Origin of the sequence: Streptomyces sp. ISL-11 (assembly GCF_018614525.1) — a bacterium.
Taxonomy (GTDB): domain Bacteria; phylum Actinomycetota; class Actinomycetes; order Streptomycetales; family Streptomycetaceae; genus Streptomyces.
In genome coordinates this window covers 1-20,380 of sequence record NZ_JAGGOL010000085.1, presented here as the reverse complement: position 1 = coordinate 20,380, position 20,380 = coordinate 1, and the positions used below count along the sequence as shown (strand labels likewise).

The 20,380-nt window shown below is 72.3% G+C and carries 18 protein-coding genes, 1 tRNA gene and 1 pseudogene; 5 read left to right on the top strand and 15 right to left on the bottom strand.

Features of this window, described 5'->3' with window-relative positions; all coding sequences use genetic code 11:
- A pseudogene (locus tag J7E86_RS18740) lies at positions 1 to 891 on the bottom strand (tetratricopeptide repeat protein); the annotation flags it as partial.
- Between the two features lie 230 nt (positions 892 to 1,121).
- On the opposite strand from J7E86_RS18740, the gene J7E86_RS18735 reads away from it, so the two are divergent.
- Together J7E86_RS18735 and J7E86_RS18730 are read left to right on the top strand one after the other, a co-directional pair.
- Positions 1,122 to 1,568, top strand: a complete 447-nt coding sequence (locus J7E86_RS18735) for a hypothetical protein (protein WP_374223823.1) — start codon at positions 1,122 to 1,124, stop codon at positions 1,566 to 1,568.
- A 28-nt stretch (positions 1,569 to 1,596) separates the two neighbouring features.
- Positions 1,597 to 2,466 carry a spermidine synthase gene (locus J7E86_RS18730; RefSeq protein ID WP_215082847.1) on the top strand — a complete coding sequence of 290 codons (870 nt, stop codon included), beginning with the start codon at positions 1,597 to 1,599 and terminating at the stop codon, positions 2,464 to 2,466.
- 175 nt (positions 2,467 to 2,641) lie between these two features.
- Here the strand turns inward: J7E86_RS18730 and J7E86_RS18725 are convergent, their stop codons facing one another.
- From J7E86_RS18725 to J7E86_RS18710, 4 genes are read right to left on the bottom strand one after another with little or no spacing between them, the layout of a single operon-like run.
- Entirely contained in the window at positions 2,642 to 4,042 is a 1,401-nt protein-coding gene (locus tag J7E86_RS18725) for a GH1 family beta-glucosidase (protein ID WP_215082846.1), read from the bottom strand.
- A gap of 42 nt (positions 4,043 to 4,084) precedes the next feature.
- Positions 4,085 to 4,951: a carbohydrate ABC transporter permease gene (locus tag J7E86_RS18720; protein WP_215082845.1), complete on the bottom strand. Its 867-nt coding sequence runs from the start codon at positions 4,949 to 4,951 to the stop codon at positions 4,085 to 4,087.
- Positions 4,952 to 4,960: 9 nt separating this feature from the next.
- Positions 4,961 to 5,956: a carbohydrate ABC transporter permease gene (locus tag J7E86_RS18715; protein ID WP_215082844.1), complete on the bottom strand. Its 996-nt coding sequence runs from the start codon at positions 5,954 to 5,956 to the stop codon at positions 4,961 to 4,963.
- On the bottom strand, positions 5,953 to 7,290 hold the full coding sequence (locus tag J7E86_RS18710) for an extracellular solute-binding protein (protein ID WP_215082843.1): 1,338 nt from the start codon (positions 7,288 to 7,290) through the stop codon (positions 5,953 to 5,955). Before J7E86_RS18710 ends, J7E86_RS18715 begins: the two co-directional genes overlap by 4 nt.
- A gap of 207 nt (positions 7,291 to 7,497) precedes the next feature.
- On the opposite strand from J7E86_RS18710, the gene J7E86_RS18705 reads away from it, so the two are divergent.
- On the top strand, positions 7,498 to 8,565 hold the full coding sequence (locus J7E86_RS18705; RefSeq protein ID WP_215082842.1) for a LacI family DNA-binding transcriptional regulator: 1,068 nt from the start codon (positions 7,498 to 7,500) through the stop codon (positions 8,563 to 8,565).
- Between the two features lie 79 nt (positions 8,566 to 8,644).
- Here the strand turns inward: J7E86_RS18705 and J7E86_RS18700 are convergent.
- The 4 genes from J7E86_RS18700 to J7E86_RS18685 form a co-directional block, all read right to left on the bottom strand.
- Positions 8,645 to 8,717 (bottom strand) — tRNA-His (locus J7E86_RS18700).
- A gap of 102 nt (positions 8,718 to 8,819) precedes the next feature.
- Positions 8,820 to 9,425, bottom strand: a complete 606-nt coding sequence (orn, locus tag J7E86_RS18695; RefSeq protein ID WP_215082841.1) for an oligoribonuclease — start codon at positions 9,423 to 9,425, stop codon at positions 8,820 to 8,822.
- A 5-nt stretch (positions 9,426 to 9,430) separates the two neighbouring features.
- Positions 9,431 to 10,807 carry a helix-turn-helix domain-containing protein gene (locus J7E86_RS18690; protein ID WP_215082840.1) on the bottom strand — a complete coding sequence of 459 codons (1,377 nt, stop codon included), beginning with the start codon at positions 10,805 to 10,807 and terminating at the stop codon, positions 9,431 to 9,433.
- A gap of 368 nt (positions 10,808 to 11,175) precedes the next feature.
- Positions 11,176 to 11,544 (bottom strand): hypothetical protein, encoded by a 369-nt coding sequence (locus J7E86_RS18685; RefSeq protein ID WP_374223822.1) that lies wholly within the window; start codon positions 11,542 to 11,544, stop codon positions 11,176 to 11,178.
- A gap of 365 nt (positions 11,545 to 11,909) precedes the next feature.
- On the opposite strand from J7E86_RS18685, the gene J7E86_RS18680 reads away from it, so the two are divergent.
- Positions 11,910 to 12,431: a universal stress protein gene (locus tag J7E86_RS18680; RefSeq protein WP_215082839.1), complete on the top strand. Its 522-nt coding sequence runs from the start codon at positions 11,910 to 11,912 to the stop codon at positions 12,429 to 12,431.
- Positions 12,432 to 12,812: 381 nt separating this feature from the next.
- Here J7E86_RS18680 and glmS read toward each other — a convergent pair whose 3' ends face one another.
- The 3 genes from glmS to J7E86_RS18665 form a co-directional block, all read right to left on the bottom strand.
- A complete protein-coding gene (glmS, locus tag J7E86_RS18675; RefSeq protein ID WP_215082838.1) occupies positions 12,813 to 14,633 on the bottom strand; it encodes a glutamine--fructose-6-phosphate transaminase (isomerizing) in 1,821 nt (606 codons plus the stop codon).
- A gap of 59 nt (positions 14,634 to 14,692) precedes the next feature.
- Positions 14,693 to 14,968 carry a hypothetical protein gene (locus tag J7E86_RS18670; RefSeq protein ID WP_184729590.1) on the bottom strand — a complete coding sequence of 92 codons (276 nt, stop codon included), beginning with the start codon at positions 14,966 to 14,968 and terminating at the stop codon, positions 14,693 to 14,695.
- An 86-nt stretch (positions 14,969 to 15,054) separates the two neighbouring features.
- The gene (locus tag J7E86_RS18665; RefSeq protein ID WP_215082837.1) at positions 15,055 to 15,948 is read right to left on the bottom strand and encodes a DUF4429 domain-containing protein; all 894 of its coding nucleotides are present in this window, start codon (positions 15,946 to 15,948) and stop codon (positions 15,055 to 15,057) included.
- A 156-nt stretch (positions 15,949 to 16,104) separates the two neighbouring features.
- Between J7E86_RS18665 and J7E86_RS18660 the strand changes: the two genes are divergently transcribed.
- The gene (locus tag J7E86_RS18660) at positions 16,105 to 17,691 is read left to right on the top strand and encodes a beta-N-acetylhexosaminidase (RefSeq protein WP_215082836.1); all 1,587 of its coding nucleotides are present in this window, start codon (positions 16,105 to 16,107) and stop codon (positions 17,689 to 17,691) included.
- A gap of 54 nt (positions 17,692 to 17,745) precedes the next feature.
- Here the strand turns inward: J7E86_RS18660 and J7E86_RS18655 are convergent, their stop codons facing one another.
- From J7E86_RS18655 to J7E86_RS18645, 3 genes are all read right to left on the bottom strand, one after another.
- The gene (locus J7E86_RS18655; protein ID WP_215082850.1) at positions 17,746 to 18,900 is read right to left on the bottom strand and encodes an acyl-CoA dehydrogenase family protein; all 1,155 of its coding nucleotides are present in this window, start codon (positions 18,898 to 18,900) and stop codon (positions 17,746 to 17,748) included.
- A gap of 9 nt (positions 18,901 to 18,909) precedes the next feature.
- Positions 18,910 to 19,830, bottom strand: a complete 921-nt coding sequence (locus J7E86_RS18650; protein ID WP_215082849.1) for a hydroxymethylglutaryl-CoA lyase — start codon at positions 19,828 to 19,830, stop codon at positions 18,910 to 18,912.
- Positions 19,831 to 19,844: 14 nt separating this feature from the next.
- The coding region (locus J7E86_RS18645; protein WP_285439720.1) for a biotin/lipoyl-containing protein at positions 19,845 to 20,380 on the bottom strand (536 nt) is incomplete at its 5' end.

Sequence of the window (20,380 nt, the reverse complement as noted above, 5' to 3'; positions counted from 1 at the left end):
CGCCCGTACGGCCTCGCGCGGGCGCCCGGCATCGCGGGCGAGGAAGGCGGTGTTGCAGAAGGCGTGCGCCTCCAGGGCCGCGTCGCCGGCCACCCGGGCCGTCGCCAGCGCCTCGGCGTAGTGCGAGCGGGCGTCGGCGAAGCGGCCCGAGTCGTGCGCCAGCCAGCCGACGGAGATCGCCAGCTCGCCGGCGCCCGTGTGCAGCCGGTCCGCGACGGACTGCCGGCGGGTGTCGGCGTCCAGCAGGTCGTACGCCACGCGCAGGGGACGCGCGGCACGGCGGTAGATGCCGTCGGCGCCGTGGCGGTCGTCGAGCAGCCGGATGCGGCGGACGGCCTGTTCCACGGCGGCGGCCTCGGCCTCGCCGGCGCGGCGCCGGTCGTGGCCGGCGCCCAGGGGGGCACTCCAGGAGGTGCCCTGGGAAGCGAACCGGGAAGCGGACGCCACGGCGACCGTTCCGCTCGTCATGAACGCGCGACGCAACACGTCGCTCTCCTTGTGGCTGTCGAGGGGCTTACCGGGCGGGCCGCCGGGTTCCGGCAGCGGGGCGGCGGTCTCCCGCGCCCCCCGTCCGCGTACCACGTCTCGCGGGACGAAACCCATCTCCGCCGGTTCCCGGCCGGGGAACATGTGCCGGAAGACCCGTTCGTAGGCGTAATTGGGGCAGCGGATCTCCCCGGACTCGACGCGCCCGATGTAGCGCGCGTCGCACGAGACCTGCTCGCCGATCTCGCGGGCGGCCCGCCGTACGGCCGCGGCGAACTCACCCGGCGACCGCGCTCCGCGCAGCTGCCGGAAGGCGGTGTTCGGGCGCTGGGTGCCACCCTTGCCGCCGGGGGAGGGCACCGACTCGGGCGGCGGGGCTGACGAGGACGCGTGGGACGACACCATGGCCGGACCCTCTCCTGCGAGTGCTGCCGTATCGGCGGAGAAGACCGTACCGGGTAGCAGGGGCCCACTACACCCCGTTTGGCTACAAACCGGATATCTCACCCGTCATCCGCCATGAAGTGCCATCCTTTGTGACGGCATGGCGCCGTAGCCGTTGACATGCCTCGCGCGTTGAACTCCCTGGACCGCGCTCGACGCGGAGTGGCTTGGCGGAGGAGGGGTTTCCCGTGGTGGAGGCCGGAGTGGACATCAGCAGCTCGCGGACGACGGCCCTGCACCAGCCGCGTCAGGACCACAGCCCGTCCCCGTCCCCCTGCCTGCCCCCGTCCGCGGACGCCGGTCCGTGCGACCTCGTCACCGTGCCCGCCCGGCAGGGCCTGGAGGCGGTCGACATCCTGCGGCTGCGCGAGAGCGTCGGTCCCGTGCTGCACGACGGCGAGTGCGACACCCTCGGCTTCCTCGTCCCGCCGGGCACCGCCGACGCCTGGGACGTCCCCGGCAGCGCGTGCACCCAGACGTACGACGGCGGGGCGGCCGCGGCCGAGCCGCCGATCACCGGGACCGGCTGGCTGGTGGCGCCGGAGGCGGCCATCTCGGAGGCGACGGACCCGGCGGTCCTGCGGGCGGCCCTCGGCGAGGCGGCCCGCACGATCGCGGCGGTCGACCGCTGCCGGTAGCAGCGGCCGGCCGGGGGATACTTGCCCCGTGGCGAAGGGCAAACAGAAGCAGGGGCGCGGGCGCGCGGCCGAACCGGTCTCCGAGCGGGTCGACGGCGGCACCGCGGAGCTCGTCCCCGACCGGGACCGCCCCCGCGGCTTCACCCTCCTGATCGACGGCGCGCCGCAGTCCCACGTGGATCTCGACGATCCGTCCTACCTCGACTTCGCCTACCAGCGCCGCCTCGGCCACGTCGCCGACCTCGTCGCGCCGCCCGGCAAGCCCCTCCAGGTGCTGCATCTGGGCGGCGGGGCGTTCACCCTCGCCCGCTACGTCGCCGCGACCCGCCCCCGCTCGACCCAGCAGATCATCGAGATCGACGCGCCGCTCGTCCACTTCGTCCGCCGTGAGCTGCCCCTGGACAGCGGCTGGCGCGTCCGGGTGCGGGGCGGTGACGCGCGCGAGGGCCTGGCCAGGATCCCGGACGGCTGGGCGGACCTGATCATCGCCGACGTCTTCAGCGGCGCCCGCACCCCCGCGCACCTGACCAGCACCGAGTTCGTGGGCGAGGTGCGCCGGGCGCTGCGGCCGGGCGGCTTCTACGCCGCGAACCTCGCCGACGGCCCGCCACTGGCGTATGTGAAGGCGCAGATCGCGACCGTACGGACCGTCTTCCCCGAGCTGTGCCTGACCGCCGACCCGGCGGTGCTGCGCGGACGCCGCTTCGGCAACGCCGTGCTGCTGGCCTCCGACCGCGAGCTGCCCCTCGCCGAGCTGACCCGGCGCGCCGCCACCGACCCGCACCAGGGCCGGGTCGAACACGGCCGTGCCCTGGCCGACTTCACCGGCGGCGCGGCGCCCGTCACCGACGCGAGCGCCCGCCCGTCACCGGCGCCGCCGCCGTCCGTCTTCGAGTAGGGCGTCTCCGGCGGGTCAGGGGGGGTGCACCTCCGCTGCGCGGCGGTGTCCTCAAACGCCGGACGGGCTTGATGGTGGCCGGGCTCGGCCGAGACCAGCCCGTCCGGCGCTTGAGGACGCGCCCGCAGGGCGCTCGCCGCCGCAGGCGGCAAGGACATCACCCGGCCCCGCCCCGTCAGTACGGCGGCAGCTGCCCCGTCCGCACCACCTGGGAGTACCAGCGGGCGCTGGACTTGGGCGTACGGACCTGGGTGGCGTAGTCGACGTACACCGCGCCGAAGCGCTTGCTGTAGCCGTAGGCCCACTCGAAGTTGTCGAGCAGCGACCAGAGGAAGTAGCCGCGCACGTCCGCGCCGTCGGCGATGGCGCGCCGGACGGCGTCGAGGTGGGCGTGCAGATAGGCGATGCGCTCCGGGTCGTGCACCACGCCCTGGCCGTCCGGCTTGTCGTCGTAGGCCGCGCCGTTCTCGGTGACCATCAGCGGCAGCCCCGGGAACTCCTGGGTGAAGCGCATCAGCAGGTCGTGCAGGCCGGTGGGGTCGACGGACCAGTCCATCGCGGTGCGCTTGCCCGGCGGCCGGTGGAAGGCGACCTGCCCCGCGCCGGGCCAGGGAGAGGCGTCACCGCCGCCGTGGCCGTCGTCGTGCGACGGGTGGCTGTCAGTGGCGGCTGATACCAAGGAAGGCGCGTAGTAGTTGACGCCCAGTGAGTCGAGGGGGTGGCGGATGACGCCCGGGTCGCCGTCGTGCACGAAGGCCCAGTCGGTGAGGGACGCCGTGTCGGCGAACAGGTCCGCGGGGTATCCCCCGCGGAGCATGGGCTCGGTGAAGATACGGGTGGAGAGCGCGTCGACGCGCCGCTGGGCGTCCAGGTCCGGCGGGGCGTCGGTGAGGGCCCGTACGGCCGAGGGGTTGAGGGTGACGGAGACCTGGGCCCGCGAGGGGAGCGCGGCGCGCAGCGCCTGCGCGCCGAGGCCGTGCGCGAGGTTGAGGTGGTGGGCGGCGCGCAGGGCCGCCACGGCGTTCGTACGGCCCGGGGCGTGCACCCCCGAGCCGTAGCCGAGGAAGGCGCTGCACCAGGGCTCGTTGAGGGTCGTCCACAGCTCCACGCGGTCGCCGAGGGCCTCGGAGACCAGGTGCGCGTAGTCGGCGAAGCGGTGCGCGGTGCCGCGCTCCGGCCAGCCGCCGGCCGACTCCAGCTCCTGCGGCAGGTCCCAGTGATAGAGCGTCACCACCGGCCGGATGTCATGGGCGAGGAGGTCGTCGACGAGCGCGCGGTAGAAGTCCAGGCCCGCCTGGGAGGCGGGGCCGCGTCCGCCGGGCTGGACGCGGGGCCAGGAGACCGAGAAGCGGTAGGCGCCCAGGCCCAGGTCGGCCATGAGGCGCACGTCCTCCTGGCGGCGGTGGTAGTGGTCGGTGGCGGTGTCACCGGTGTCGCCGCCGAGGACCTTGCCGGGCGTGCGGCAGAAGGTGTCCCAGATGGAGGGGGTGCGGCCGTCCTCGTGGGCCGCGCCCTCGATCTGGTACGCGGCCGTCGCGGCGCCCCACAGGAAGCCGGGCGGGAAGTTCACGGTCATGGAAGCGCTCTCAGGGTGGGGGGAGAGGTAGCGGTGGGGGGATCAGCCTTTGACGGCGCCCTGCATGATGCCGCCGACGATCTGTTTGCCGAAGAGGGTGAAGGCGAGCAGCAGCGGCAGCGTGCCCAGCAGCGCGCCGGCCATGATCACGGCCTGGTCGGGCACATAGCCGCGGCCCAGGCCGGTGAGCGCCACCTGCACCGTCGGGTTCTCCTGGGTCAGCGCGATGATCGGCCAGAAGAAGTCGTTCCACGCCTGGACGAAGGAGAGCATCGCCAGCACGGCCATCGCGGGGCGCGCCACGGGGAAGACCACGTGCCACACCACGCGCAGGCTGCTCGCCCCGTCGACGCGGGCCGCCTCGACGAGCTCGGTGGGCAGCGCCTCCACCAGGTACTGGCGCATGAAGAACACCCCGAAGGCGCTCACCAGGGTCGGCAGGATCACCGACTGGAGCTGGTTGGTCCAGTGCAGATCGGCGATGACCATGAAGAGGGGGACGACGCTGAGCTGCGGCGGCACCATCATCGTGCCGATCGTCAGGAGCAGCAGGACGTTCTGGAAGCGGAACCGCAGCTTTGCGAAGGCGAATCCGGCGATGGTGCAGAACAGCGTGGTGCCGAGCGCGATCGAGGATGCCACCAGCACCGTGTTCAGCAGCGCCAGGCCCATGTGGGCGTCCGTCCAGGCCGTGCCCAGGTTCGTCAGCAGCCGGCCGCCGAACCAGAAGGGCGGCGGGGTCCGGGCGAGCCGGTAGTTGTCGCGCGAGGCGGCGACCGCCGTCCACACCAGCGGGAACAGCGACCCGGCGGTGAACAGCGCCAGCACCGCGTAGGTGCCCGGCCCGCCGTGCAGCTGGCGCCCGGCGCGCCGGGCGGCACTCCGCCGTCCGCTCGTCGTGGTCGTCACATCAGCCCCTCACCGGCTCTTCCGCAGCCGCCGCGCGATCAGCAGATTGACCGCGGCGATCAGCAGCAGGATCAGGAACATCGTCCAGGCGACGGCGGAGGCGCGCCCGAGGTGGAAGTTGAACCACCCCTGCTCGTAGAGATAGAGCCCCAGGGTCTGGAACTGATGGGACGCCCCGCCCCTCTGCCCGCCCGCTCCGCCGAAGAGCAGCGGCTCGCCGAACAACTGCGTCGCCCCGATCGTCGAGACCACGACCGTGAACAGGATCGTCGGCCGCAGCGCGGGCACGGTGACGTACAGGAACTGCTGCCGGCGCGACGCCCCGTCCAGCGCCGCCGACTCGTACAGCTCGTCCGGCACGGCCTGCATGGCGGCCAGGTAGATCAGCGCGTTGTAGCCCGTCCACCGCCAGATGACGATCGAGGAGACCGCGAACTGCGAGGCGAGCGTCGAGCTCTGCCAGTCCACCGGCCCGATGCCCACCGAGCCCAGCGCCCAGTTGACCATGCCGTAGTCGCGCCCGTAGAGCAGCACGAAGACCAGCGTCGCGGCGGCGACCGAGGTCGCGTACGGGGTCAGCAGCGCGACCCGCCAGAAGGACGCCGCCCGCAGCCGGTAGTGCAGCAGATGGGCCAGGCCCAGCGCCATCAGCAGCTGGGGGACGGTCGAGAGGACACCGATGGTGAAGGTGTTGAGCAGGGCGTTCCAGAAGAATTCGTCGTCCAGCAGCCGGGTGTAGTTGTGGAAGCCCACCCACTCCATCCGGTCCGGCGCCGACAGCTCCACACGGTGCAGCGAGGCCCAGCCCGTGTAGAGGAGGGGGAAGATCCCGAATGCCGCGAAGAAGAGGAAGAACGGCGCGACGAAGGCGTACGGGCTGTAGCGGACGTCCCACCGGTAGAGGCGGCTGCGCCGGCGCCCCGGCCCGCCGGCCGGCGTCCGGGCGGGGCCCTTCCGCGGCGGAGGGGCGGGGGCGCCCTCGACCGTCTGCGCCGTGGCCGTCATTCGTCCACCGCGTTGTGGATCTCCCGCTGCGCCGCCTTCCAGCCCGCGCCGGGGGACCGGCCCTGCAGCTCGACCTGGGGGATGCCGACGTCCGTGAACGCCGTGCCGATCTGCTGCTCCCGCGGGCCGAACACCAGCCGGGGGATGCCCCGGGCCGCCTGGGAGAAGATCCGCCCGGTCGGGGCGCCGCCGAAGTAGGGGTTGCGCGCGTCCTTGACCTGCGGCATCGCATACGAGGCGGGGGTGGAGGGGATGCTCGCCTGCTGGTCGAAGAGCCTGGCCTGCTGCGCCGGGGCGGTGAGCCACACCGCGAGCTCGATCGCCGCCTTCCGGTGCCGGGCGGCCTTCGGCACGGCGATGAAGGAGCCGCCCCAGTTCGCCGGCCGGGGCGCGGCGGCCACGTCCCACTTGTCCTTGCCCTCGTCCCCCGCCTTCTCCTTGATGTAGCCCAGCATCCACGGCGGGCAGGCGACGGTGGCGAAGCGGCCGTTGGCGTACGCCTGGTCCCAGGGCTTCTCGAACTGCTTGAGCCGGGCGGTCAGGCCGCCCCGCGCCGCCCGCACCGCCAGGCCCCAGGACTCCTTGACCGCGGGGCTCGTGCGGTAGACGGGCCGGCCGCGGCGGTCGTAGTAGCGCTCGGAGTAGGCGTGGATGGAGGCGTTGTAGATCCCGGCCGCCGAGTCGGTGAACACCGTGCCCGGCGGCGCGTTCTCCTTGTAGGCCATGCCGGTGTCGATGTATTTCTCCCAGTCACCGGCCCACAGCCGGCCGACGGCCTCCCGGTCCGTGGGCAGCCCGGCCTCCTCGAAGAGGTCCTTGCGGTAGCACATGGCGATCGGGCCGATGTCCGTGCCGAGCCCGATCGTCCGGCCGTCCTTCGTGGTGGCCTGGGCCCACTTCCACTCCAGCCAGTCGCGCTTGCGGACGCCCTTCACCTTCGCCAGGTCCACGAACCGGTCGGCCTGCGTGGTGGCCAGGTCGTAGATGTTGCCCACCTCCACGGCCTGGATGTCGGACAGGCCGCTGCCCGCCGCGAGGTGGGTGAGGAGCTGCGGATAGTAGGCGTCGTTCCGCTCGATCACGCTCTCCTTGATCGTGATCTCCGGATGCAGCTTCTCGTACTCCGCGTAGAGCCCGGCCTGCTTGTAGCCGAAGACGCCGAAGGTGCCGATGGTGACCGTGGTCCGCCGCCCACTGCCGCCGGGGCCGCCTCCGCCCGCGCTCTCGACGTCACCGCCGTCCTGCGCACAGGCACCGAAGAGCCCCGCGCCGAGCGCCGCGACGGCCGCGCCGGCCAGTATCCGGCGCGGGGACGTGCGGATGCGGCTGCGCATGGCGTCCTCCTGGTGCCTCGACGTACGGACTCGTGCCAACTCGGGCATGACGATGTCGTGTTCGTTGCTGCCGCCCGTCCGGCGGCATACGGCGTAGGGGTGGGCCGGATAATGTGGGAGCGCTCCCATGTCTCGATGTCTTGAAGAGTCGTCGGAACCTGGCGGAGAGTCAAGGATGCCCACGGCGTGCTGGCGAGGGAGGCGACGATGTCCACCGGGTCGACCGCGCCGGGCACCGGGGACAGACCGCCGCCCCGCCGTGCCCGCCGCGCCGGGGCCACCCTGGAAGAGGTCGCCGCCCGCGCCGGAGTGGGCCGGGGCACCGCCTCCCGCGTCCTCAACGGCTCGCCGCGCGTCAGCGAGCGCGCCCGGGCCGCCGTCGAACGGGCCGTCACCGAGTTGGGCTACGTCCCCCACCGCGCGGCCCGTGCCCTCGCCGCCGGCCGCGCCGACACCGTCGCCCTCGTCATACCCGAGCCCGGCACGGCGTTCTTTCCCGAGGCCGCCCTCGCCGGGATCGTGCGCGGCGTCGGCGCGGAGCTCGCCGACGGCGACATACAGCTGCTGCTGGTCCTCCTGCGCACCTCCGAGGACCGCCGCCGCTTCGCGGACCGGCTCGCCGCGCACCCCGTCGACGGCGTGCTGGTGGTGTCGGCGCACGACGACGACCCGCTGCCCGCCCTGCTCGCCGGGACCGCGGTGCCGGCCGTGGTCACCGGCGGCCCGGCACCGGCCGGAGGGCTCTGCCTCGTCGACACCGACGACACCGGCGGCGCCCGCGCGGCTGTCGAGCACCTGCTGGCCCGGGGCCGCCGCACGGTCGCGGCCCTCGTCGGACCGCCGGGGAGCCGGGCGGCCGCGTCCCGCCTGGACGGCTACCGGCAGGCTCTCGAAGCGGCCGGCCGGGCGGGCGACGAGAAGCTGGTGGTCACCGTGGATCCCGCCGATGACGGCGCGTACGCCGCGACGCGCGCGCTCCTCGACCGCCGGCCGGCGCTCGACGCCGTCTTCGCCTCCTCCGACACCCTGGCCGCCGGAGCGCTGCGCGCCCTGCGCGCGGCGGGGCGCCGCGTCCCGGCGGACGTCGCCCTGACGGGCTTCGACGACTCGCCCGTCGCCCGTGATCTCGATCCGCCGCTCACCAGCGTCCGCCGTCCGGTGGAGGAGCTGGGGCGTGCGATGGCCCGTACTCTCCTCGCCCGGATCGGGGACTGTGGCGCGCGTCACGCCCGGATCGTACTGCCCGCCGAACTCATCGCCCGCGCGTCGTCCTGACGCGCCGTGCGGAACAGCCGCTCGCAGTACAACGCCGAAGGGCCCGGTCCGCTTACGCGGTACCGGGCCCTTCGATCAGGGTGAGTAACGGGACTTGAACCCGCGACATCCTGGACCACAACCAGGTGCTCTGCCAGCTGAGCTATACCCACCATGTTTGTCCGGGCGTTTCCGACCGGCCGAGAAAAAGTGTACAGGGTCTTTCGGGGTGCTCGCTCCCAGGTATCGCGCGTCCTGGGAGCGAGCCGTGTCACTTACCCCTGAGCGGGCAGCACGTGCTTGGCCGCGATGGCCTTCGCGCTGTCCGAGTCCGGGCCGGGCTGCGGTACGAAGATCGCCTCGCGGTAGTAGCGGAGCTCGGCGATCGACTCGCGGATGTCCGCGAGCGCCCGGTGGTTGCCGTTCTTCTTGGGGCTGCTGAAGTAGGCCCGCGGATACCAGCGGCGGGCCAGCTCCTTCACCGACGAGACGTCGACGATCCGGTAGTGCAAGTGGCTCTCCAGGGCCGGCATGTCCCGGAAGAGGAAACCGCGGTCGGTGCCGACCGAGTTTCCGCACAGCGGGGCCTTGCCCGGCTCCGGGACGTGCTCGCGTACGTACGCCAGGACCTGACGCTCCGCGTCCTCGAGCGTGGTCCCCTTGTCCAGCTCCGCGAGCAGCCCGGAGGCCGTGTGCATCTGGCGCACCACCTCGGGCATGGTGACGAGGGCCTCGGCGGGCGGGCGGACGACGATGTCCACACCGTCGCCGAGGATGTTCAGCTCCGAGTCGGTGACCAGTGCGGCCACCTCGATGAGCGCGTCGTCCGACAGCGAGAGCCCGGTCATCTCGCAGTCGATCCACACCATGCGATCGTTCATACGCCTCACCCTACGGGGCGTTCCCGCTGGCCGGGCAGCCGTGGGCTGTAGAGGTCGGACTCCGGCTTGCCCGGATCCGGGCCGCCGGGGCTGTTCCCGGCGTGTCCGCCCCCGAGCCCACCGTGACCACCGGGGTGCACGCCATGTCCACTATGTCCGCTGTGCCCACTATGGGGTGGTGGACTGGCCATGACGCCGCCCGAGGCGGCATGGGCGGTGGCGGCCATGGCGGGCCGCCGCATGCCCATGAGCGCCGCCTCCCCGGACCGCTGCTCACCGATCTCCGGCCGGTCGAACCGGTCGTGGCGCTCGGTCCGGTCCGTACGGTCCGGCCGCTCGCCCCGGTCCGGCCGGCCGTCCCCGCTCTGGGGACGGCGCGCCCGGTACGCGGCCCGGTAGGCCGCCGGGGAGGACCCCAGCTGCCTGCGGAAATGACCGCGCAGGGCCACGGGCGAGCGGAAGCCGCAGCGCCCGGCGACCTCGTCCACGGAATAGTCCGAGGTCTCCAGGAGCCGCTGTGCCTGGAGCACCCGCTGGGTGATCAGCCACTGCAACGGAGCGCTGCCGGTGAGCGAACGGAACCGCCGGTCGAAGGTGCGACGGCTCATATAGGCGCGGGCGGCCAGGGTCTCCACGTCGAACTGCTCGTGGAGGTGCTCCAGCGCCCAGGCGACGACCTCGGCCAGCGGGTCGGCGCCGATCTCTTCGGGTAAAGACCTGTCGAGGTAGCGCTCCTGTCCGCCGCTGCGGCGCGGCGGGACGACGAGCCGGCGGGCCAGGGCCCCCGCGGCGTCGGCGCCGTGGTCGGTGCGGACGATGTGCAGGCACAGGTCGATGCCTGCCGCGGTGCCCGCGGACGTCAGTACGTCACCGTCGTCGACGAAGAGCTCCCGCGGGTCCACATGGACCGACGGATAGCGCTTGGCGAGCGTCGGCGCGTACATCCAATGGGTAGTGGCGGGCCTGCCGTCGAGCAGGCCCGCGGCGGCCAGTACAAAGGCACCGGTGCACAGCCCGACGATGCGGGCACCCTCCTCGTGGGCACGGCGCAGTGCGTCGAGTGCGGCGGTCGGTGGCGGCTGGGTGATCGACCGCCAGGCCGGTACGACGACGGTGCCGGCCCGGGAGAGTGCCTCCAGGCCGTACGGTGCGGTCAATTCCAGGCCGCCGGTTGTTCGCAATGGCACATCTTCGCCCGCGCACACCAGCAATCGGTAGCGGGGGACCCCAGCGTCCTGTCGGTCGATCCCGAACACTGAGAGCGGAATGGAGCTTTCGAAGATGGGGCCGCCGCTGAAAAGCAGCACAGCGACGATCTCCCGGCGGCGGCGTCCGGAGAGCTTGCGCGTGGTCTCCGGTACGGTCGTGGAGTCCTGGCTCATGGCGCTAAGCCCCCCTCGGCGGTCGAGTCCTCTCGGTCCTGCACGTTTCCCCTCGGTCCTGAACGGTTCCCCCGCCGGTCATGGCCAAGATCGAATCTACTGCGTCACACGGAGTCGCGGTGACCAGTTCACCACCCGGCTCTATGTCGACATGGCAACTTGGCGCGAAGCGTTCGATCACGAAGCGTTGCACTTGCAGGGCTCGGTGAAAAGTACGCCTCTCGCCCATGCCCAATCCCCGTAGGGTGCAACCGCCCTCTGCGGTCCTTTCCTTGCTGGTCGACCGGCTGTTGGGGGCCGCTCAAGCCAAGGTGAGGGCTTCGGCCTCAAGTTGGCCGAAAAGCGATGGGTCCAGATGTATGAAGGCGTTATTCATCGGACGTACTACCCGGCGTACTACCCGATGTGCCGACCGGCCCGGCGCCGCCCGGGTGCCGCCCGCCGCGGTGCGCCCCGCCGCCCGTGCGGCCATGCCGCCCACGGTGCGGAATCGTCTGCTCCGCCGCCATCCGCGCCGCGTGCCGTTCGGACTGCCGCAGCAGGGCCCGGCAGGCGCAGGTGAGGGCCACCAGGCCGGCCGCCGTCCCCGCCGCGCCACCGAAGGACTGACCGCAGATCAGCAGGACAACGGGGACCAGGACGCAGCTGAACGCCGCCCAGCGGACCACATCGCTCACCGGATCGGGGGAGTCCCCGGAGGTCTCGGCGGCACGGTCGCGATCACGGGTTCCGGGCACGGAGCGGCTCCCTGCTGACGGTGGCTGGCGGTGGTACAACGTCCGGCCGGCCGCCCGGGTCACTGGGTGGGCACGCATCGGGGGGCCGGGGGGAGCGCGATGGGAGCGCGTCAGGAGTGCGGTGGGGGCATTGCGCTACGGGCCGCCCTCGTGCATGCTCCGGGGAACGCCCGGCCCGGCTCTTGTCGGCCGGGCGGCCTCTGGGCAGGCAGCGAGTGTCGCCGTACCCTTAGGGGTAAGTGCTTGAAAAGATGAATCCCGGACGGATTTCTCGTCCATGATCCACCCGGGCCGCATCCCCCTGACAACTGCAACCAGCCCACCGCCGATCCCTCCGCACGAGGACTCCCTTCGCCGAGACACCGATGGCCGGTCACGAATTCTCCGAACCCGCGGACCGCAAGCGGGTCGCCGATCACGAGGCGCACCCCGAAGCGGCGGAAGAAACACGCCATTCCTGCGATCCGGCGTTCCAGCACGGCGTCGTGGTGGGCTTCGACGGCTCCACGTCCAGCGAGCGAGCGCTTGCGTATGCAATCGGCATGGCCCGGCGCTCCGGCTCCGGCCTGATCATCGTCCATGTGGCCAACAGGCTGCCGACCACCGTCTGGGCGGGCTGTGAGCCGCCGGTCTTCGTGGACGTTCCCGATCACCGCACGGAGGTCCTCGGCCTCGAACTGGCCTGTGCGGACTATCTGTCGGAAGTGCCGTGGATCCTCGTCGAGCGCGGCGGGGACATTTGTCACGAACTCGAAGAAGTCGGGCGCGAGTATTCGGCGGACGCGATCGTCGTCGGCTCCACGCACGGCCTCGTCGGCCGGATCTTCGGCTCGGTGGCGGGGCGGCTGGCGCGGCGCGCGCAGCGGCCGGTCGTGGTGATCCCGTAGGCGCCGGCGGGCGTCAACTTTCCTGCCCCGTAAGGGCGATGGCGCGCGCCCTGGCTTTTGACGGCCCTTGGACCCACCCGTGAATCTACTCGCGCGTAGAGGTGGAGAGCACTCCGGTGACGGGTAGGTACCGCGTGGATGGCGTGCCGCCGGACGGGAGGTGACGGTTCCCGGAACCGGTGGCATCACCGCCGGCGCGAGGGCGACGCCGGCACAGGGGAGGCGGTCCTCCCCGGGGCGAGTGGTGGCACACCCCGGGGACGGACCGTCCCCCCTTTTGCGGCTAAACCGCCGCCGCTCTCGCGGAGGTGGCTTGTCGCCGCTGGGGTTGCTCAATTGATGGTTGCGGGGACAGGCCGCTTCCTTGAGCTCACCCGGGTCTTACTCGACCGTGACGGACTTCGCCAGGTTGCGCGGCTTGTCGATGTCGCGGCCCATGGCCTTCGCCGTGTAGTACGCGAGGAGCTGCAGCGGGATGCCCATGAGGATGGGGTCCAGCTCGTCCTCGTTCTTCGGCACCACGATCGTGTGGTCGGCCTTCTCCTGCACCTGGTGCGCGACGGCGAGGATGCGGCCGCTGCGGGCCTTGATCTCCTCCAGCGCGGCGCGGTTCTTCTCCAGCAGGTCGTCGTCCGGGACGATCGCGACCGTCGGCATGGCGGGCTCGATCAGGGCCAGCGGGCCGTGCTTGAGCTCGGAGGCCGGGTAGGCCTCGGCGTGGATGTACGAGACCTCCTTGAGCTTCAGCGAGGCCTCGCGGGCGACCGGGTAGCCCCGGACGCGGCCGATGAACATCATCGACTTGGCGTCGGCGTACTCCCCGGCCAGCTTCTCGATCTCGCCCTCGTTCGCCAGGATCTCGGCGATCTGCTCGGGCAGCTTGCGCAGGCCCGCGATGATCCGCTTGCCGTCGGCGACGGACAGGTCGCGGGTGCGGCCCAGGTGCAGGGCGAGCAGGCCGAAGGAGACCACCATGTTGGTGAAGCACTTGGTGGAGACGACGCAGACCTCGGGGCCGGCGTGCACGTAGATGCCGCCGTCGGTCTCGCGGGCGATCGCGGAGCCGACCACGTTGACCAGGCCCAGGACGCGGGCGCCCTTGCGCTTGAGCTCCTGGACGGCGGCGAGGACGTCGTAGGTCTCACCGGACTGGGAGACCGCGATGTAGAGGGTGTCGGGGTCCACGACCGGGTTGCGGTAGCGGAACTCGGAGGCCGGCTCGGCGTCGGCGGGGATCCGCGCCAGCTCCTCGATCATCTGGGCGCCGATCTGGCCGGCGTGGTACGAGGTGCCGCAGCCGAGGATCTTCACCCGGCGCACGGCGCGCGCGTCACGGGCGTCGAGGTTCAGGCCGCCCAGGTGCACGGTGGAGAAGCGGTCGTCGATCCGGCCGCGCAGCGCGCGGTCGACCGCGTCGGCCTGCTCGTGGATCTCCTTGTGCATGTACGTGTCGTGGCCGCCCATGTCGTACGACTCGGCCTCCCACTCCACGGTGGTCGGCTGGGCCGAGGTGGAGGAGCCCTCGGTGGTGTACGTGCGGTAGTCGTCGGCGCGCAGGGTGGCCATCTCGCCGTCGTCGAGGGTGACGACCTGGCGGGTGTGGCTGACCAGGGCGGCGACGTCGGAGGAGACGAACATCTCCTTCTCGCCTATGCCCAGGACGACGGGGGAGCCGTTGCGGGCGACGACGATGCGGTCCGGGAAGTCGGCGTGCAGGACGGCGATGCCGTACGTGCCCTCGACGTGCTTGACGGCCTCGCGGACCTTCTCCTCCAGCGTGCCGGCCTCGGAGCGGGCGATGAGGTGGGCGAGAACCTCGGTGTCGGTGTCGGAGACGAAGACGAAGCCGTCGGCCGTCAGGCGGGCGCGCAGCTCGGAGGCGTTGTCGATGATGCCGTTGTGGACGACCGCGACCTTCTCCTCGGCGTCCATGTGCGGGTGGGCGTTGACGTCGTTCGGCGCGCCGTGGGTGGCCCAGCGGGTGTGGGCGATGCCCGTGGTGCCCGCGAAGCGCTTGGGCAGGCGGGACTCCAGCTCGCGGACGCGGCCCTTGGCCTTGGCGGTCTTCAGACCACCGGCCTTGCCGCTCGCGTGGAGGGCGATACCGGCGGAGTCGTAGCCGCGGTACTCCAGGCGCTGGAGGCCCTCCAGCAGCAGCGGGGCGACATCGCGCTTACCGATATAGCCGACAATTCCACACATGTTTTGACCCTCCCAGACAAACGATCAGTGATGCCCGACGGCGGCAGGAGCCGCCGTTCTCAGCCGTAGACGATGCGGCGCAGCTGCCGCAGCGAGAGTTCCGGTGGTGCCACCGCGCGGTGCGGCAGTTCCGCCGCGATCCGTTCGAAGATCTCCGCGTTGTTCAGTCCGCCGGACTGGAGCTCGCGGTGGCGGCGGCGCACGAACGTCTCGGTCGTCTCGTCGAAGTACGCCAGGACGTCCAGGACCACCCGGGCGGCCTCGCCGCGCTGAAGCGGCGTGCTGCGCACCAGGTGGTCCACCAGGTCGTCATGGGTCATACGGCGTTCGAGCACCCGTTGATACTGAGGGCTAGCGGAGTCATTCGCAAGAATCCTGCCCGATTTCGGGCAGGGATGCGAGTGAAGATGGGTGGAAGTGACTAGAAACGCTTCAAAACCGACTGTTTCGCCGCGGAGAACTCCTCGTCCGTCAGCACCCCGGCCCGGTGCAGCTCGCCCAGCTCCCGCAGCCTCCGCAGCAGGGCGTCATGATCGTCGCCCGCGTCGGTGGCCCCGCCCGCCGCGCCGTCGCCCGGCCCGAGCGCCTGCCGCGCCAGGCCCTGCTGGCCCGGCCCGGACGGGTGCGGCAGCCGGGCCGTGACCGCCGCCGCGACCAGTGCCATCAGCGGGTCCTTCTTGAAGCCGTACAGCTCGACGGCGTACGGGTCGTGCTTCGGCGGCAGCTTGGTGATCACCCTCGGCACGACGAAGCGCAGATAGCCGTTCTCCAGCCCCGCCGACGGCAGCCACTCCACCCCGCCGATGTCCGACAGCGGCAGCGTCTGGATGCCCGCCGAGCTCTTGCTCTCCTCGGTCTTCCAGTTCCACTCAAGCCGGACCCACTCGCCGTCGAAAGCCACCGTGCCGTCCCCGGCGCCCACCGACAGCGGCACGGCCGGGCCCGCCAGCAGATAGCGGTCCGCGGGCCCCTCCGGCACCTGCTCCAGCAGCAGGGCGTTGCGCACCTCCTCCACGAAGTACTCCGCGACACCCCCGCGGTCGGAGTCCACCGTCAGCTGGTAGGGATCGGCGCCGTTCGGCAGCCGTCCGCGGGTGACCTGCGAGAGGGGGTCGGCCCCGTCGCGCAGGCGCAGCCGCAGGCGGCCGCTCCTGCGGCCCGGCTCGAAGGCGACGCCGGCCACCGCCGTCAGCGGAACGGTCACCTCGCCCAGCGTCTGCCGCATCAGGTGCACCCCGCGCTCCCGGCCCGGCACGATCCGTATCGTGTCGCCGTCGAACGCCCACGTGCCGTCCTTCTGGAGGATCTCTGCCATGGAGGGATTCTCTCAGGGCGGCCCGGGGGACAGGGGCTCGGGAGACGCGTGATGCCTTGACGCCCGCCGGGGCCGACGGTACTCAAGTGGTCGTTCACGCGCGCGATTTGCGCTTGCCCGTGAGTTCCCGCAAGCAGTTCGCTGAAGGGATCCTCTGTGAGACGACGCCCCGCCGTTCGCGCCCTGTGCTCCCTCCTGCTCGCCGTGGCCGCCGGCACCACGGCCACCCCCCTCGGGGCCGCCGCCCGGGCCCCCGACCCCGTACCGCTCGGCCGGGTCGTCCCCGCCCCCGCGTCCGTACGCGCCGGCGGCGACCCGTACGAGATCACCGCGCGCACCCGCATCCAGGTGCCCCCCGGCTCCCGCGAGGCACGCCGGGTCGGCGACCGGCTGGCGGCCGTGCTGCGCCCCTCCACCGGCCACGCGCTGCCCGTCACCGAGGGAGGCGGCGGCGACGGCATCCGGCTGGCCCTCGGCGACCCCGACCGGGCGCTGGGCGCCGAGGGCTACCGGCTCTCCGTGACCGCCCGCGCCGTCACGATCAGCGCCCGGGAGAGCGCCGGGCTCTTCCACGGCGTCCAGACACTGCGCCAGCTGCTGCCCGCGCACGTGGAGCGCGACAGCCGGCAGCCGGGCCCCTGGCGGGTCGCCGGCGGCACCCTCACCGACGCGCCCCGCTACGCCCACCGCGGCGCGATGCTCGACGTCGCCCGGCACTTCTTCACGGTCCCCCAGGTGAAGCGGTACATCGACGAGCTCGCCCTCTACAAGGTCAACCGCCTGCACCTGCACCTCTCCGACGACCAGGGCTGGCGCATCGCCGTCGACTCCTGGCAGCGCCTGGCCACGTACGGCGGCAGCACCCAGGTGGGCGGCGGCCCGGGCGGCTTCTACGGCAAGGACGACTACCGCGAGATCGTCCGCTACGCCGCCGACCGCTATGTGACCGTCGTGCCCGAGATCGACATGCCCGGCCACACCAACGCGGCCCTCGCCTCCTACGCCCGCCTCAACTGCGACGGCGTGGCCCCGCCGCTCTACACCGGCACCGCCGTCGGCTTCAGCTCGCTGTGCGTGCCGAAGCCGGACACGTACGACTTCGTGGACGACGTCATCGGCGAGCTGGCCGCGCTGACCCCCGGCCCGTACCTGCACATCGGCGGCGACGAGGCCCACTCCACGAGCCACGCCGACTACGTCGCCTTCATGGACCGCGCCCAGGCGGCCGTGGCCCGCCACGGCAAGACCGTGATCGGCTGGCATCAGCTCGCCGGGGCCCGCCCGGCGCCGGGCGCCCTGCTCCAGTACTGGGGCCTGAACGGCGGCGAGAAGGAGGTCGCGGACGCGGCCCGCGCCGGGACCGGGCTGATCCTCTCCCCGGCCAACCGCGCCTACCTCGACATGAAGTACACCAAGGACACCCCGCTCGGGCTGGACTGGGCCGGGCTGGTCGAGGTCCGGCAGTCCTACGACTGGGACCCGGCGACCCTGATCAAGGGCGCGCCGGAGACGGCCGTGGCGGGCGTCGAGGCACCGCTGTGGACGGAGACGATCGTCACCGGCCGGGACATCGACTTCATGGCCTTCCCGCGCCTGCCGGGGATCGCGGAGCTCGGGTGGTCACCGGCCGCCACGCATGACTGGGCGGCCTACCGGGTGCGCCTCGCGGCGCAGGCTCCCCGGTGGGACGCGTTGGGCATCGGTTATTACCGGTCGCCGCAGGTGCCGTGGCCCCAGCGGTGACCGGAAGGGGCTCGCCCGGCGATCGTTGCCCTCGATCGCCGGGCGGGCTCGTTCCTACAGCCCCAGCTCGCGGGCGATCAGCATGCGCTGCACCTCGCTCGTGCCCTCGCCGATCTCCAGGATCTTGGAGTCGCGCCACATGCGGGCCACCGGGTACTCGTTCATGAAGCCGTAGCCGCCGTGGATCTGGGTGGCCTCACGGGCGTTGGTGACGGCGATCTCCGAGGAGTAGAGCTTCGCGAGCGCCGCCTCCTTCTTGAACGGCTCGCCGTGCAGCAGGCGGGAGGCGGCGTCGCGCCAGGCGATGCGGGCGGTGTGCGCGCGCATCTCCATGTCGGCCAGCTTGAACTGGATCGCCTGGTTGGTGCCGATCGGCCGGCCGAACGCCTCCCGCTCCTTGGCGTACTTCACCGACTCGTCGACACAGCCCTGCGCCAGGCCCGTCGCCAGCGCGGAGATCGCGATCCGGCCCTCGTCCAGTATCCGCAGGAACTGGGCGTAGCCGCGCCCCTCCTCGCCCAGCAGGTTGGCCGCCGGGACGCGGACGTCGGAGAACGACAGCTCGCGGGTGTCGGAGGCGTTCCAGCCGACCTTGGAGTAGGGGGCGGCGACCGTGAAGCCGGGGGTGCCCGAGGGCACGATGATCGAGGAGATGCGCGGCTTGCCGTCCTCGGTCCGGCCGGTGACGGCGGTGACCGTGACCAGGCCCGTGATGTCCGTGCCGGAGTTGGTGATGAAGCACTTGGTGCCGTTGATCACCCATTCGCCGGTGGCCTCGTCCAGGCGGGCGGTGGTGCGCGTGCCGCCCGCGTCCGAGCCGGCCCCCGGCTCGGTCAGGCCGAAGGCGCCCAGCATCTCGCCGGAACAGAGCCTGGGCAGCCACTCGCGCTTCTGCTCCTCCGTGCCGAAGCGGAAGACGGGCATCGCGCCCAGGGAGACGCCGGCCTCCAGAGTGATCGCCACGGAGGAGTCGACCCGGGCCAGCTCCTCCAGGGCGATGCAGAGCGCCAGGTAGTCGCCGCCCATCCCGCCGTACTCCTCGGGGAAGGGCAGCCCGAAGAGGCCCATGCGCCCCATCTCGCGGACGATCTCGTAGGGGAATTCGTGGCGCTCGTAGAAGTCGCCGATCTTCGGGGCGACCACGTCATGGGCGAACTCCTCCACCGTGCGGCGGAGTTCCTCGTGCTCGGGTGAGAGGCGGTGGTCCAGCGACATGGTTCAGGGCTCCTGGTGGGAGAGGGCGCGGACGGTGCGGGACGGACTCGGCCGGCCCAGTTGTTCGGCCATCCACACGCTCGTGGCGGTGAGCCGGCCGAGGTCGACCCCGGTGTCGATACCGAGGCCGTCGAGCATCCACAGAAGGTCTTCGGTGGCGAGGTTGCCGGTGGCGCTCTTGGCGTACGGGCAGCCGCCGAGGCCGCCGGCGGAGGCGTCGACGGTGGTCACGCCGTGCCGGAGCGCGGCGAGGGTGTTGGACAGGGCCTGCCCGTACGTGTCGTGGAAGTGCACGGCCAGCCGGCCGGCGGGCACGCCCGCCGCGTCGAGCGCGGTCAGCAGGGCGGTGACGTGGCCGGGGGTGGCGACGCCGATGGTGTCGCCCAGGCTCAGCTCGTCGCAGCCGAGGTCGAGCAGGCGGCGGGCGACCCGTACGACGTTCGCGACGGGTACGGCGCCTTCCCAGGGGTCGCCGAAGCACATGGAGAGGTAGCCGCGGACGGTGGCGCCCGCGGCCCTGGCCGTGGCCACGACCGGGGCGAACATCTCCAGGGACTCGTCCACGGTGCGGTTGAGGTTGGCCTTCGCGAAGGACTCCGTGACGCTGCCGAAGACCGCGATCTCGCGGACGCCGAGCGCCAGGGCGCGCTCCAGGCCGCGCTCGTTGGGGACGAGGACGGGCAGGCGGGCGTCCAGGCCGTCGAGGAGCGGCACGAGCCGCTCGGCGTCCGCCAGCTGGGGCACCCACTTCGGGTGCACGAAGCTGGTCGCCTCGACGGTGGTCAGGCCGGCGGCGACGAGGCGGCGGATGAACTCCGCCTTGACCTCGACCGGCACGATCGCCTTCTCGTTCTGGAGGCCGTCGCGGGGGCCGACCTCGTGGATCCGGACGCGGGCCGGGAGGGCGGGGTCGGGCACGGCCATGGGCAGTCCGGGGATCACGACTCCTCCTGCGGGGTGACGACGGCGAGGACCTGGTCCATGGCGACGGTGGCGCCGGCCGTCACGTCCAGCTCGGTGACGGTGCCGTCGTGGGGCGCGGAGATGACGTGCTCCATCTTCATCGCCTCGACGACGAGCAGGCTCTGGCCCGCCGTGACCTTCTCGCCGACGGCGGCCTTCACGAGGGTGACGGTGCCGGGCATGGGGGCGGTGAGGGTGCCGGCGTGGGTGCCGGCGGCGTTGCCGCGGGCGGTGACGGGGTCGTGGTTCCGTACGTGCCAGGTGTCGCCGTGGCGGCCGAGCCAGGTGCCGGTCCGGCTGGTGGTGTGGTGGAAGGTGTGGGTGATGCCGTTGAGTTCGATGGTGATGGTGTCGGTGGTGAGGCTGACGATGCGGGTGGGTTGAGGCGGGGTGTTTTCCCCGGTCCCGCCCCTTCCCGAAACCGGCGGCAGGCCCCCGGGCCCCCGGGATCCGGCGGGCTGCGCCGCCGGGCCTGCGGGCAGGCGCTGCGCGCTGCCGGGGGTGGCGTCGG